Origin of the sequence: Pseudomonas sp. Ost2, assembly GCF_018326065.1 — a bacterium.
Taxonomy (GTDB): domain Bacteria; phylum Pseudomonadota; class Gammaproteobacteria; order Pseudomonadales; family Pseudomonadaceae; genus Aquipseudomonas; species Aquipseudomonas gingeri.
The window spans coordinates 5978184-5992513 of record NZ_AP021904.1; the positions used below are offsets into that span (position 1 = coordinate 5978184).

The window sequence follows — 14330 nt, forward strand, 5'->3', positions numbered from 1 at the left end:
GTGGGAGCGGGCTTGCCCGCGAAGAGGCCCTAAAGGGCGCCAAAAGCTTCGGGGGCAAGCCCCCTCCTACAGAGCCCACCCCCCCATCAAGGTCAGGCCTTCGCGGACTCGGCAATGATCTGCCGGATCGCACCGACAAAGGTCTCCACCGGCTGCCCGCCACTCACCGCATACTGATCGTTGAAGACGATGGTCGGCACGGAGCTCACCCCGCGCGACACCCACAATTGCTCCTGTTCACGGACCTCGGCGGCGTACTCGTCGGAGGCGAGAATCGCTTCGGCACGCTGGCGATCCAGGCCGACGCTCTCGGCGATCAGGCTCAACTGGGCGTGATCGGACGGGTTGCCCTGGTCGGTGAAGTACGCCTTGAACAAGGCTTCCTTGAGGTTGTACTGGCGCCCTTCCAGGCCGGCCCAATGCAATAGCCGATGGGCATCGAAGGTGTTGTAGATACGGCTGTCGCCGCTGGTCCTGAAACTGAAGCCCACCTCGGCCCCGCGCTCACGGATCATCTCGCGGTTTTTCTGCGACTGCTCCGGCGTCGAGCCGTATTTCTGGGTGATGTGCTCGGTGATGTTCTGCCCTTCGGCGCCCATCTTCGGGTTCAGCTCGAACGGCTGGAAGTGAATCTCGGCCTGGACCTCGGCGCCCAGGCGATCCAGCGCCGCGGTCAGGCCGCGCAGGCCGATCACGCACCAGGGGCAGGACACATCACTGACAAAATCGATTTTCAACGGGGTACTCATGATCAACCTCACAGGCGTTGATTCGCCGTAAAGCCTGCACGATACACCCGCCTCAGAGTTGCGCCCAGTGGCTGACATCCTGCTGGTGCGCCCGCAGGTACGGCAGCACCGCCGCCAGCAATGGCGCCTTGAATGCCTCCTGGAAACGATGGGCCAGCCCCGGGATCAGCACCAACTGGCTGCCCTGGATATGGGCCGCCAGGTGCACGCCGTGCATCACCGGCAACAACGGATCGGCCGTACCATGCACCACCAGGGTCGGCACCCGCAGCTGATTCAGCAGCGGCACCCGGCTCGGTTCGGCGAGAATCGCCATGATCTGGCGCTTCACCCCTTCCGGATTGAACGCCCGGTCATAGGAGGTCGCCGCCTGCTGCAACAGCTTGTGCCGGTCATCGCGGACCTCGGGACTGCCCAGCGCCGCCAGCAGATCGGCCTGCTGCTCGATCGCCACCTCGCGATTCGGCGCACTGCGCCGCGACAGCAACTGCACCAGGGCCGCATTCGGCGCCGGCAGGCCTTCGGCACCGGAACTGGTCATCACCAGCGTCAGGCTCTCGACCCGTTGCGGCGCCATCGCCGCCACATGCTGGGCGATCATTCCGCCCATGCTCGCGCCGAGCACGTGGAACTGTTCGATCTGCAAGGCATCCATCAAGCCCAGCGCATCACCGGCCATATCGGTCAGGCTGTACGGCGCCGCCACCGGCAGACCGAGCTTGTAACGCAGGACCTCGAACGTCAGGTTGGCGCTCGCCGGCGCCTGTCGCCAGCTCGACAGGCCGACATCGCGGTTGTCATAGCGGATCACCCGGAAACCCTGCTGGCACAGGGCGACCACCACTTCGTCCGGCCAGTGGATCAACTGCCCGCCCAGGCCCATGATCAGCAACAAGGCCGGATCCGAGGCACGACCAATGCTCTGGTAGGCCAGGCTGACCTGATCCAGGTCGACATGCTCGGTTGGAACATTGACATCGCATCGAGAAGCCGCAAAGGACGGCAGGCCGAACAACAGTGCGGCCAGGAAAATAACTACACGCATGAAAAAACACCAAAACGCAGAACCCCAGTGGAGCGCGAGTCTGATGAAATTTGTTCAAGCGCGCTGCCACAGTTCAATGACAGTTTGATGAAGATTGCCCAGTGGCGCTTTTTTTGTCTAGCGACCCGCGCCTTGTGTCGCCCACCCCAGTGGAAGTCGGCTTGAGCGATAAGGCACCACCGTCCCCGGCAGGCCGATCGCTACCCGTCGACAGCCGCCCCAGCATGAGACAAACTCACCCCCTGCGCGCTCATTACAAACTTTGCTCATGGAGCCCCTGGTGCTGGAAATCCGTCACTTGAAAACCCTGCACGCCCTGCGTGAAGCCGACAGCCTGGTGGAGGCCGCCGAACGCCTGCACCTGACGCAGTCGGCCCTGTCCCACCAGTTCAAGGAACTGGAGGAACGCCTGGGCATGCCATTGTTCGTGCGCAAGACCAAGCCGGTACGCTTCACCAGCGCCGGCCTGCGCCTGCTGCAACTGGCGGATGCCACCCTGCCGCTGCTGCGTGGGGCGGAACGGGATATCGCGCGACTGGCCGGTGGCACCGCGGGGCGGCTGCACATGGCGATCGAATGCCACAGTTGTTTCCAGTGGCTGATGCCGACCATCGACCAGTTCCGCGATGCCTGGCCGGAAGTCGAACTGGACCTGGCCTCCGGGTTTTCCTTCGCCCCGCTGCCGGCCCTGGCACGCGGCGACCTGGATCTGGTGGTGACCTCCGATCCGCTGGAACTGGCGGGCATCACCTATGTCCCGCTGTTCACCTACGAGGCGATGCTCGCGGTCGCCAACCAGCACGCCCTGGCGAACAAGGCGTATATCGTGCCCGAGGACCTGCTCAAGGAAACCCTGATCACCTACCCGGTGGAGCGCGATCGGCTGGATATCTTCACACGCTTCCTGGAACCGGCCGATATCGAGCCGGCGCAGGTGCGCACCTCGGAACTGACAGTGATGATGATGCAGCTGGTGGCCAGCGGCCGCGGTGTCTGCGGCATGCCCCACTGGGCACTGCATGAGTACAGCTCACGGGGTTATGTGAAGGCCAAGCGCCTGGGTGAGAAAGGCCTGTTCGCCACGCTGTACGCGGCCATCCGCGCGGACATGCTCGATGCCCCCTATATGCGCGACTTCCTGCTGACGGCCAAGGACACCTCGTTCTCGACCCTGGACGGCGTCAGCGCGGTGCGCTGACGCGCCACACCCTGTTCAAGCGGTACGGCGTTGCTCGAGCATCAGGCGCACGGCCAGCCCGGCCAGGACGAAGCCCATGAAGTAACGTTGCACCGCCAGCCACAGCGGGTTGTGCATGAACCAGGTGGCGAGGCCGCCGGCAAACAGTGCGATCAGCAGATTGACGGTGAAACTCACGCTGATCTGGGTGACACCGAGCATCAGGCTCTGGGCAAATACCGAACCGTGCTCCGGGGTAATGAACTGCGGAAACACCGAGAGGTAGAACACCGCGATCTTCGGGTTCAGGGCACTGGTGAGAAAGCCCATGGCGATCAGCCGCGCCGACGAGTCCGGTGGCAACTGGCGGGGCTCGAACGGCGAGCGGGCACCCGGCTTGAGGGCCTGCCAGGCCAGCCACAGCAGGTACAGCGCACCGGCCCACTTGAGCACTTCATAGGCCACCGGCACGGCCATGAACACCGCCGTCAGCCCCGCCGCCGCGGCAAACAGGTGAACGAAGAAACCGCCCACCACCCCGAGCAGCGACACCACCCCGGCCTTGGGTCCCTGGCAGATCGAGCGGGAGATCAGGTAGATCATGTTCGGTCCCGGAGTCAGGACCATCAACAGACTGGCGGCAGCGAACAGCAGCAACTCTTGGGCGGGAATCATGGACAGTCCTTGGTCGACAAAACAAGTCAGGTTCCACTGGGATCAGGCAGGAGCCTGCAGCGAGGCACGATAGAACGGCAGGATCAGGTCCCGTGTCAATGGCGCCAGGCACAGATTGCCGTCGGTGGCCGGATCGATCCACACCACCTCCTCGATCTCGGCCGCAGGCTCGACCGCTTCGCCGATATCGAGCAGGAACAGCTCGGCGCTCACATCGAAACCAGGTTCGTTGGCGGCCGGCGCGCAGAACTGCCCGAGGTAGCGGGCGGCAGCCGGATCGACGCGCAGCCCCAGCTCTTCCTCAAGCTCGCGGACCAGGGCCGCGGCCGGCTGTTCATGGGCTTCGATCTTGCCCCCGGGCTGCATGAAAGCCTGGGTGCCACGCTTGCGTACCAGCAGGGTCCGGCCGTCGGGGCCGATCAGCAGGGCGGCGGCGATACGGATGGTCCGGGAAGCGGAAAAGGCGGTCATGGTCTCGGCACGGTCCTGAAAAAAGCCGGCAGGATCACATCCGGGGCGGCCGGCAGGCAAGCCCTGAACCTGTCGGTCAAGGCGAATACTCCCCCGGCGCCTACAGGTTATCGGATCGGATTCAGGTCTCCTGCTCCAGTAGCGCCACCTCTTCGGGCACCTTGACGAAGACGCTGTACTTGGCTTTCTCCATCGCCTCGAAGCTGATCAACTTCTCCACCAGCAGGCCACTCAGTACCTTGCCGGCATTGAGCAGCAGCATGCCGTTGTCGGCATTCAGGTTGCGCGCCAGGATCATGCCCGCCACCAGCTCGCGGGTGCCCAGTACCTTGACGCTCGGATCGCCAGCGGTGACATCGCTCAGGTGGTCGGCACAGACCTTGACGAACGCCTCGACCAGTTCCGGGTCGTACAGGCGCCCCGCATACTTGCGGATGAACACCAGGGCCTCGTCGCTGTTCAGATGCCGTTCGAGAATCAGCCCACGCTGCAACTCGACAAAATCGACGGCCAGTTTCAGCACCCGCGCGCCGAGGGGAATCGCCTCGCCCTTGAGGTGATCGGGGAAACCACTGCCATCCCAGCGCTCCTGATGATGAAGAATCAAGCGGGCCGCGTCCTGCATCGGCTCCAGGGTCATCAGCAATGATTCGCTCTGCTTCGGATAACCACGATAACGCTCACGATCGGTATGGTGCAGCAGGTCCGCCGGCGCGCCCATCATGCCGTCGGTCCAGCTCATCTTGCCGATGTTGTGCAACGCCGCCGCCATGGCCAGGTTGCGGGTATCGGCCTCGTCCAGCTCATGGGCCTTGCACCAGGCCTTCACCAGATCGATGATCGCCCGGTTGGTCTGCTTGTCCTGGGGCAGGCGCCACTCGACCATCCGCGAAAACACCTCGGCGGTCACCGCATAGCTGCGCTTGAGTTCCTCATAGGCCAGGTCGAGCATGTCGGCGGTCTGCTGGACTTCGCTGGTGCGTGCCAGCACGCGTTTTTCCAGGGTCGCGTTGAGCGTCTGCAACTGCTGGTTCTGTTCCCGGGCCAGCGCCTGCAGGCGCTGGCGCTCGCTTTCTGAATGCTGGAACGCCAGGGCCTGGCGCACCGTCAGCATCAGTTCCTCGTCGTTCCAGGGTTTGCTGATATAGCGATAGATCTGCCCCTCGTTGATCGCCTTGATGATCATGTCCATATCGGCATAACCGGTCAGCAGGATCCGCAGCGTGGAGGGATACAGCTCATGGATGCTCGCCAGCAGGGTGGCGCCATCCATGTTGGGCATGCGCGCATCGCTGATGACCAGGTCGATGGGCTGCCCGGCCATGATTTCCAGGGCACTGGCTCCACTATTGGCGAGGAACAGCTCGTAGGGCTGGCTGCGCAACAGGCGTCGCAGGCTATTGAGAATCGATTCTTCGTCATCGACCAGCAGAACACGGGGTCTGGTCACGGAACCGGCGGTGGATTCATCCATGGAGCACCTCATGTCAGCATAGGACTTTCGCGTGCGGGATCTCTAAATGGCCGACGATCCCTGTCTTCGCCCTTAGGGTAGATTTTTATGGCCGCCTCGACCACCGATCAACGCAACTATTTCGACAGGTGTGTGCAAGCCGATCTATGCTCCAGGCAGTCGAGCGCGCAGTCGCTGTGTGCCCACCGGGAAAGGATTTCTGCATGCATTCGGTACATTTCGACAATCATATGATCCGAGCCCTGCGATGAACAGCACGGCGGACCGCAGCAACCGGCGCATCCTGGTCATCGACGATACGGCGTCGATCCACGAAGATTTCCGCAAGATCCTCTGCCCGCACGTCGTCGAAGACGATCTGCAATCGGCCGAGGAAGCCTTGTTCGGTACTCCCGTCACCCGTGCGCAATACGCGTTCGAGCTGGACTCGGCGTTCCAGGGCCAGGACGGCCTGGCCCGGGTCGAGCAGGCGCTGGCCGAGGAACGTCCCTATGCCATGGCCTTTATCGACATGCGCATGCCGCCCGGCTGGGACGGCCTGGAAACCATCGAGCGACTCTGGCAGGTCGATCCCAAGCTGCAGATCGCCCTGTGCACCGCCTACTCCGATTACTCGCTGGAGGACATGAACGAGCGTGTCGACATGGGCGATCGCCTGTTGATCCTGAAAAAACCGTTCGATGCGATCGAGATCCGCCAGCTCGCCAGCGCCCTGACCGCCAAATGGCAGATGACCGAGGACGCGGCCCTGAAAATGGACCAGCTCGAACAGGCCGTCGAGGAGCGTACCCGCGAACTGTCCGATGCCAATATCATCGTCCAAAACAGCCCGACCATCCTCTACCGCCTGCGGGGCGAGCCATCGTTTCCACTGATGTACATCTCCCACAACATCACCAAGTTCGGGCATGTGGCCAAGGACCTGGTGGGCTCGGAGGATTGGCGTCAGGTGCTGATTCATGCCGAGGACCAGACCAAGGTCGACACGGCCATGGCCCGGGTACTGGACAAGGACGCCCAGGGCGCCTCCATCGAATACCGCCTGCGCACGGGCGATGGTCACTGGCGCTGGGTCGAGAACCGTTATGTGCCGGTGCGCGATGGCGAAGGCCGTCTGCTCGAGGTAGAAGGCATCATCATCGATATCACCGAGCGCAAGGTGGCCGAGGAAAAGATCGCCCTGCTCGCCCGCACCGACGGGCTCACCGGGCTGGCCAACCGCTCGACCATGATCGAACGCCTGCACCAGAGCTTCGCCGCCGCCCAGCGCGGGGCCTCGCCATTCGCGGTGTTCTATCTCGACCTGGACCATTTCAAGCGCATCAACGACACCCTCGGCCATCCTGTCGGCGACTTGCTGCTCCAGGAAGTGTCCCGCCGCATCAAGGCCTGTACCCGCGACAGCGATGTGGTGGCACGCCTGGGCGGCGATGAGTTCGCGGTGCTGCAGACCGAGATGAGCGACCCGGCCCATTCCGGTGCCTTGGCAGCGAGAATCCGCAATGCCCTGGTCGAGCCCTACCAACTCGACGGCAACGACGTGCGGATTTCCGTCAGCATCGGCATCAGCACCTACGCCCCGGACAGCGAAAGCGCCGATACCCTGCTGGTCCAGGCCGACATGGCGCTGTACCGTTCCAAGGAACAGGGTCGCAACCAGTACCACTTCCATTCCGAGGAGATCAATCAGGAAGTCACCGAGCGGGTCGCCATTGCCAATGACCTGAAACATGCCATCGAACACGATGAACTGGAACTGCACTACCTGCCCGAAGTCGACCTGGCCAGCGGCAAGATCCTCGGCATGGAGGCACTGGTGCGCTGGAACCACCCCGAACGCGGTCTGCTCGGTGCCGATGTGTTTATTCCGGCGGCGGAAAAGACCGGCACCATCGTCGCCCTCGGGCACTGGGTGCTGGACCGGGCCTGCCGGCAGATGCGCCAATGGCGCGACGAAGGCATGGCTCCGCCGGTGATCGCGATCAACCTGTCGCTGGTCCAACTCAAGAGTGGTGGTGAACTGGTTCGCGACGTGGTCGAAACCACCACCCGCTGGGGTATTTCGCCCGCGGACCTGGAGTTCGATGTCACCGAGGCGACCCTGGCCCAGACCAAATGGACACAGAACGACGTGCTGCCGCAATTGCGCGAACTCGGGGTGAAGATCGCCATCGACGATTTCGGCACCGACTACTCGTCGTTCGACTACCTGAGGACCTACCGGGTCAATCACCTGAAACTGGCGCAGTCGTTCATCCGTCACGCGACCCAGGATCCGGAGAGCGCCAATACCCTGCGCGCCATCATCAACTTCGCCCGGGAAGTGGGCATCGGCATCATCGCCGAAGGGGTGGAAACCCTCGAGCAGCGCAGCTCGCTGATTTCCACCGGTTCGCCGATGAACGCCCAGGGCTATTACTTCAGCAAGGCCGTCGACAGCCAGCACGCCTCGCAGTTGTTGCAGGCGGGCAATATCAACCCTGAAACGCCGCACGATCGCGAGGTACCGTGATGAACGTCCTGGCCGGCGCCGCCAATCGGCGCATTCTGATCATCGACGACACCACCTCGATTCATGATGACTTTCGCAAGATCCTCGGTCCGGAGCAGGACGACGAACTGAGCCTGGATTCCACCGAAACCCTGCTGTTCGGTGTTTCCAGACCCGAGCGCCAGACGTTCGAACTGGACTCGGCCTACCAGGGGCAGGAAGCCCTGGAACTGGTCAAGCTCGCCCAGGCCGCCAGCCGCCCCTACGCCATGGCTTTTATCGATATGCGCATGCCGCCGGGCTGGGACGGCCTGGAAACCATCGAGCGGCTGTGGAAAGTTGCCCCGGACCTGCAGATCGCCCTGTGCACCGCCTATTCGGATTACTCCTGGGAATCCATGGCCGACCGCCTGGAGTTCGGCGACCAGTTGCTGATCCTGAAAAAGCCCTTCGACAGCCTGGAAATCCGCCAGATGGCCAGTGCCCTGACCTGGAAATGGCAACTCGCCCAGGACATGGCCATGCGCATGTCCGACCTGGAGCGCACGATCGAGGAGCGGGTCCAGGAATTGTTGCAGGTCTCGCGCCTGCTGCAATTCGATGTGTTGACCGAACTGCCCAACAGCACCCTGCTCGGCGACCGGCTGGGCCAGGCCATCGCCCTGGCCCGGCGCCACGACGAACAGGTGGCGGTGATGTTCCTCGGCCTCGATCGCTTCAAGCGCATCAACAACGCACTCGGTCATCCGGCCGGCGATGAAATGCTCAAGCATGTGGCGCGCTGCCTGATCGGCGCGTTGCGCCAGTCGGATTCGGTGTTTCGCTACGGCTCCGACGAGTTTGTCCTGCTGCTGCCCGATATCGCCCACCCCCACCAGACCAAGGGTATCGCCGAAAAGGCCCTGGCCGCCGTGAATACGCCCCTGGAAGTGGCCGGGCATGATCTGCGGGTCACCGCAAGCCTGGGTATCAGTCTCTTCCCTGGCGATGGCGTGGATGCGCTGAGCCTGATCAAGAAGGCCGAAACCGCCATGCGCAGCGCCAAGGAGCACGGGCCCAGCGGTTTCGCCTTTTTCATCGAGGACATGAACCTGCGGGCCCGCGAACAGCAGTCCATCGAGTCCGGTATCCGCCAGGCCCTGGAACGCGATGAGTTCGTGCTGCACTACCAACCCAAGCTGGAACTGAGCCACGGTAGGGTGGTCGGCGCCGAAGCATTGATCCGCTGGCGACACCCGGAGCGCGGCTGGGTCTATCCCGCGGACTTTATTCCGGTGGCCGAGGACAGTGGCCTGATCGTGCCCCTGAGCCGCTGGGTATTGCGCCAGGCCTGTGCCCAGGCCCAAAGCTGGCAACGGGAAGGACTCGACCCGATCATCATCTCCGTCAACATCTCGGCCATTGACTTCCGACAGCGAGGTTTTCTCGAAGGTATCCAAGAGGTGTTGGAGGAAACCGGCCTGGACCCGAAACGGCTGGAACTGGAAATCACCGAAGGCGTGCTGATGCAGAATGTCGAGGCAACGATCGAACTGCTGCATGCCATCAAGGCCCTGGGCATCCGCCTGGCCATCGATGATTTCGGCACCGGCTACTCCAGCCTCAGCTACCTGCAGCGTTTCCCCATCGACGTGTTGAAGATCGACCAGTCGTTCGTGCTCAATCTCAAGGGCGAAGGCAACGATGCGGCACTGGTCGACGCGATCATCAGCCTGGGCAGGAGCCTGAACCTGAACATTATCGCCGAGGGCGTGGAAACCCTTGAACAACTGAACTTCCTCAAGGCCCATCATTGCGAGGAAGGCCAGGGCTATTACTTCAGCAAGGCCGTCGCGGCCGATGAGTTTGCCCGCCTGTTGAAGGACCGGCGATTCGAAACGCCGCGACACGACTGATTGACACCACAGCCCTTACCGCCAAGGAAGCACGCGATGTCATCACCTGGAACGCTTGTGTTGTTGCTCTGGACAGCGCTGTGCCTGCCCGTCCTGGCTGCGCCCCTCGATGAACCGCTCAAGCCCCTGCCGGATATTCCGCAACAGGACCCGCGCCGGGTGGAACTGGGTCGCCAGTTGTTCAATGAGAAGCGCCTGTCGATCAATGGCAGCGTGTCCTGCGCCACCTGCCATCAACTGGAAAAAGGCGGTGCCGACGACAAGCCGTTTTCCATCGGTTTTCATGGCGCGACGGTCGGCGTGAATACCCCGACCGTACTCAATGCCGCGCTGAACTTCCGGCAATTCTGGAACGGACGCGCCGAGAGCCTGGAAGCCCAGGTCGAGGAAGTGGTGCGCAGCCCGATCGAGATGGGCAACAGCTGGCCGAACATCATCGACGTCCTGGTCAAGAACCCGGCGTACCAGGCGGCCTTTCGCGGCGCCTATCCCGATGGCGTGAGCGCCGTCAACGTGCAGAACGCCCTGAGCAGCTACGAACGGACCCTGCTGACGCCCAACTCGCGGTTCGACCAGTACCTGCTGGGCAACACCGAAATCCTCAGCCTCGACGAGAAATACGGCTACCAGCGCTTCAAGGACTACGGCTGCATCGCCTGCCACCAGGGGGTGAATATCGGCGGCAACATGTTCCAGAAATTCGGCGTGATGGGCGACTATTTCCAGGCCCGCGGCAATCCGACCGAGGCCGACCTGGGACGCTACCTGACCACCGGGGCCGAGGAAGACCGCTATGTGTTCAAGGTCCCGAGCCTGCGCAACGTCGCCCTTACCGCACCGTACTTTCATGATGGCTCGGCGAAGACCCTCGATGAGGCGGTCAGCGTGATGTTCACCTATCAACTGGGGCGCATTCCCTCCGCCGAGGACAAGCGCCTGATCATCCTGTTTCTCAAGACACTGACCGGAGAACTGGGAGGCAAGCCGCTATGATACTGACCCGTCGCTTGTTGAACCGCGTGCTCTTGCCGCTGCTCACCCTCGTACTGGCGTCGGTGCTGGTGTTTCTGTACCTCATGTCACGCCCCGACACATCCCAGGACTACGCCGGAGCCCGCGACCTGATTGCCCAGGTCAAGCAACTGGACGCGCGCTGGGACACGGAAATCCTCAAGGCCAGGATTGCCGTCGCGCGTAATTACGATCCGCTGATCAAGCCCCAGGTCGACATGAAGACCCTGCTGCATACGTTCGAAGCGACAGCGCTGAACCAGCCGAAAGATGATCCGGGCGCCTGGAAGGAACGTCGGGCGACCCTGAGCCAGGCACTCTCGGAGAAAACCCGGCTGGTCGAACAGTTCAAGTCCCACAACGCCGTGCTGCGCAACTCGCTGGCCTTCCTGCCGACCGCCGAAGACGACATCCAGCGTCAGCTCAGCGGGCTCCAGGACTACGACAAACTGATGCTCCAGGCCACTTCCAATGACATCTACGACCTGTTGCTCAGCACCCTGGAGTTTGCCCAGAGCACCACGGAAGATCGCGCCAACAGCATTCTCCTGGGGATCAACCAGGTCACGGTCGACCAGCAGCGCCTGCCGGCGGACTTCAAGGTGCCGATGGAGATCCTGCTCAACCATGTGCAACTGATCCTGCGCGAGCAACCCCTGGTCAACACCCTGCTCGACGAGATCGCCGCCGTCCCGGTGTCCGAAAGCCTGGATGCGATCACCGACCAGTTGAACCAGGACCAGCAGAGCGCCGACCGCGTCGACCAGCAGTATCATCTGTACCTGCTGATCTTCTCCGCCCTGATGGTCGTCCTGCTGCTGTACCTGGCCAGCCGCCTGGTTCGCAGCTATGCGCAGATCAACCAGATCAACCGGGACCTGCAGACCGCCAACGAGCACCTGGAGCAACGGGTCGAGGAACGTACCCGCGAACTGCGCGAGGCGCAGAGCGAACTGATGGACACCGCCCGCCACGCCGGCATGGCCGAGATCGCCACCAACGTGCTGCACAACGTCGGCAACGTGCTCAACAGCGTGAACATCTCCGCCGACCTGGTGGCCCGCAAGCTGCGCACCAGCAAGGCGCTGGGCCTGGGCCGGGCGGTCGCGCTGATGAACGAGCATCGTGATGATCTCGGCGAGTTCCTGACCCGTGACGAAAAGGGCAAGTTGCTGCCGGGCTACCTCAACCAGCTGGTCGAGGCCATTGCCGCGGAACAGCAAGGCATGGCCGACGAGCTGGTCCAGCTGAGCAAAAGCGTCGACCACATCAAGGACATCGTCTCCACCCAGCAATCCTATGCCGGGGTCTCCAGCCTCGAAGAACCGCTGCACATCGGCGAGCTGCTCGAAGATGCCCTGCGCATGAACTCCGGCGCCCTGACCCGGCACAATGTCACCGTGGTCCGCGACTACGAGGATGTGCCCCAGGTGATGGCCGACAAGCACCGCATGCTGCTGATCCTGATCAACCTGATCAGCAATGCCAAGCAGGCGATGTCCAGCCTGTCCGACCGGGCTCGCAAGCTGACCCTGCAGGTCCGGGTGGTCGAGGGCTCGACCCTGCATATCAGCGTCAAGGACGACGGCGAAGGCATCCTGCCGGAGAACATGACGCGCATCTTCGCCCACGGTTTCACCACCCGCAAGGACGGCCACGGCTTCGGCCTGCACAGCTGCGCCCTGGCCGCGATAGAGATGAACGGACACCTCACCGCCCATAGCGACGGCCCTGGAAAAGGCGCTGTCTTCACCCTCGAATTGCCATTGAAAACCGCCGTGGGGGTCTCATGACAACGCACTCGAACCGTCGCATCCTGCTGGTGGACGACACACCGTCGATCCACGATGACTTTCGCAAGATACTGATGCCGGCCGCGGACGAAAGCCCGGACCTCGACCTGATGGAAGCGGCGCTGTTCGGCCACGAGGTCAAGGCCGACAGTCGCCAGCCGTTTGAACTCGACTCCGCCTATGGTGGCCAGGAAGGCCTGGCCAAGATCGAGTACGCCCTGGCCCATGAACGGCCTTATGCGCTGGCATTCGTCGATATGCGCATGCCCCAGGGTTGGGACGGTGCCGAAACCATCGAGCACCTGTGGAAAGTCGACCCGAACCTGCAGGTGGTGGTCTGTACCGCCTATACCGACTATTCCTGGGAAGAGTTGCTGGAGCGCCTGCACGGCCATGACCGGCTGTTGATCCTGAAAAAGCCCTTCGACAATATCGAGGTCCAGCAGTTGGCCAATACCCTGACCAACAAATGGGAAATGACCCAGCGCGCCAACCTGCAGATGCACACCCTCGAAGACCTGGTGGAACAGCGCACCCTGGCCCTCAGGCAGGCGAGCCAGGCCCTGCAGCACGAGATCGACGAGCGCAAGCAGCTCGAAAGCCAGCTGGTGCAGTCGGAGAAACTCGCCTCCCTCGGCCAGCTGGCCGCCGGGGTCGCCCATGAAATCAACAACCCCATCGGTTTCATCGGCTCCAACCTCGGCACCCTCGATGGCTATTTCAACCAACTGCAAGAAATGCTCGACGCCTACCGCGGCGCCGAGGAAGGCATCGCTTCGAGCGAATTGCTCGCGCGCCTGCAGGCCTTGCGCGAAAGAATCGAACTGGATTTTCTCAAGGAAGATATCCCGTTGCTGATCAAGGAGTCCAAGGAGGGCATCGGGCGGGTCGGGCAGATCGTCAAGGACCTGAAGAACTTCTCCCGGGTCGACTCGACCCAGGAGTGGCAGTGGAGCAATCTCCAGCAGGGGATCGAATCCACCCTGAACATCGTTGCCAACGAGCTCAAGTACAAGGCCGATGTGATCAAGGACTACGCCGGACTGCCGGAAATCGAATGCCTGCCCTCGCAGATCAACCAGGTCATCATGAACCTGGTGGTCAATGCCGCCCAGGCGATAGGCCCGGAACGCGGCACCATCAGCCTGCTCGGCGGGGTCGCGGGGGACCGCGTCTGGCTGGAGGTGGCCGATACCGGTTCCGGCATGGCGCCGGAAACCGTGCAGAAGATCTTCGATCCGTTCTTCACCACCAAGCCGGTCGGCCAGGGCACCGGGCTGGGATTGTCACTGTCCTATGGCATCGTGCAGAAACACGCCGGGCAGATTTCGGTACGCAGCGAGTTGGGAACAGGCACGACCTTCAGGGTCGAGCTGCCGATCCGCCAGAGCAAGACCGGCACATGATCGTTCCCACCCTTTGATCGTTCCCACGCGCAGCAAAGGTTTGATCGTTCCCACGCTCTGCGTGGGAATGCAGCCCGTGACGCTCCGCGTCACAAAAGCGGGCGCAAAGCGTGGAAACGATCAAGCAAGGGCCAGGCCCTGGC

11 protein-coding genes are annotated in these 14330 nt (G+C 62.6%); 6 read left to right on the plus strand and 5 right to left on the minus strand.

Going from position 1 to position 14330, the window contains the following annotated elements:
* Positions 1-92 precede the first annotated feature (92 nt).
* Positions 93-749 carry a DsbA family oxidoreductase gene (locus KI243_RS26440; RefSeq protein WP_042935330.1) on the minus strand — a complete coding sequence of 219 codons (657 nt, stop codon included), beginning with the start codon at positions 747-749 and terminating at the stop codon, positions 93-95.
* A gap of 52 nt (positions 750-801) precedes the next feature.
* On the minus strand, positions 802-1794 hold the full coding sequence (locus KI243_RS26445) for an alpha/beta hydrolase (RefSeq protein WP_103033028.1): 993 nt from the start codon (positions 1792-1794) through the stop codon (positions 802-804).
* Between the two features lie 280 nt (positions 1795-2074).
* On the opposite strand from KI243_RS26445, the gene metR reads away from it, so the two are divergent.
* Positions 2075-2992 carry a transcriptional regulator MetR gene (metR, locus tag KI243_RS26450; RefSeq protein ID WP_042935381.1) on the plus strand — a complete coding sequence of 306 codons (918 nt, stop codon included), beginning with the start codon at positions 2075-2077 and terminating at the stop codon, positions 2990-2992.
* A gap of 15 nt (positions 2993-3007) precedes the next feature.
* Here the strand turns inward: metR and KI243_RS26455 are convergent, their stop codons facing one another.
* The 3 genes from KI243_RS26455 to KI243_RS26465 form a co-directional block, all read right to left on the minus strand.
* The gene (locus KI243_RS26455) at positions 3008-3646 is read right to left on the minus strand and encodes a LysE family translocator (RefSeq protein ID WP_017126349.1); all 639 of its coding nucleotides are present in this window, start codon (positions 3644-3646) and stop codon (positions 3008-3010) included.
* 42 nt (positions 3647-3688) lie between these two features.
* Entirely contained in the window at positions 3689-4117 is a 429-nt protein-coding gene (locus KI243_RS26460) for an NUDIX domain-containing protein (RefSeq protein WP_177128494.1), read from the minus strand.
* A 121-nt stretch (positions 4118-4238) separates the two neighbouring features.
* Positions 4239-5591 (minus strand): HD domain-containing phosphohydrolase, encoded by a 1353-nt coding sequence (locus tag KI243_RS26465; protein ID WP_177128493.1) that lies wholly within the window; start codon positions 5589-5591, stop codon positions 4239-4241.
* Between the two features lie 247 nt (positions 5592-5838).
* On the opposite strand from KI243_RS26465, the gene KI243_RS26470 reads away from it, so the two are divergent.
* Genes KI243_RS26470 through KI243_RS26490 form a run of 5 tightly spaced genes read left to right on the plus strand, consistent with a single transcriptional unit; the run spans position 5839 to position 14187 of the window.
* Positions 5839-8103 carry an EAL domain-containing protein gene (locus KI243_RS26470; RefSeq protein ID WP_177119175.1) on the plus strand — a complete coding sequence of 755 codons (2265 nt, stop codon included), beginning with the start codon at positions 5839-5841 and terminating at the stop codon, positions 8101-8103.
* On the plus strand, positions 8103-9977 hold the full coding sequence (locus KI243_RS26475) for an EAL domain-containing protein (protein ID WP_177084353.1): 1875 nt from the start codon (positions 8103-8105) through the stop codon (positions 9975-9977). Before KI243_RS26470 ends, KI243_RS26475 begins: the two co-directional genes overlap by 1 nt.
* A 36-nt stretch (positions 9978-10013) precedes the next feature.
* A complete protein-coding gene (locus KI243_RS26480; RefSeq protein ID WP_212810068.1) occupies positions 10014-10970 on the plus strand; it encodes a cytochrome c peroxidase in 957 nt (318 codons plus the stop codon).
* Positions 10967-12781, plus strand: a complete 1815-nt coding sequence (locus tag KI243_RS26485; RefSeq protein ID WP_177084349.1) for a DAHL domain-containing protein — start codon at positions 10967-10969, stop codon at positions 12779-12781. Before KI243_RS26480 ends, KI243_RS26485 begins: the two co-directional genes overlap by 4 nt.
* Positions 12778-14187, plus strand: a complete 1410-nt coding sequence (locus tag KI243_RS26490) for an ATP-binding protein (protein ID WP_212810069.1) — start codon at positions 12778-12780, stop codon at positions 14185-14187. Before KI243_RS26485 ends, KI243_RS26490 begins: the two co-directional genes overlap by 4 nt.
* The last annotated feature ends 143 nt before the right edge of the window (positions 14188-14330 follow it).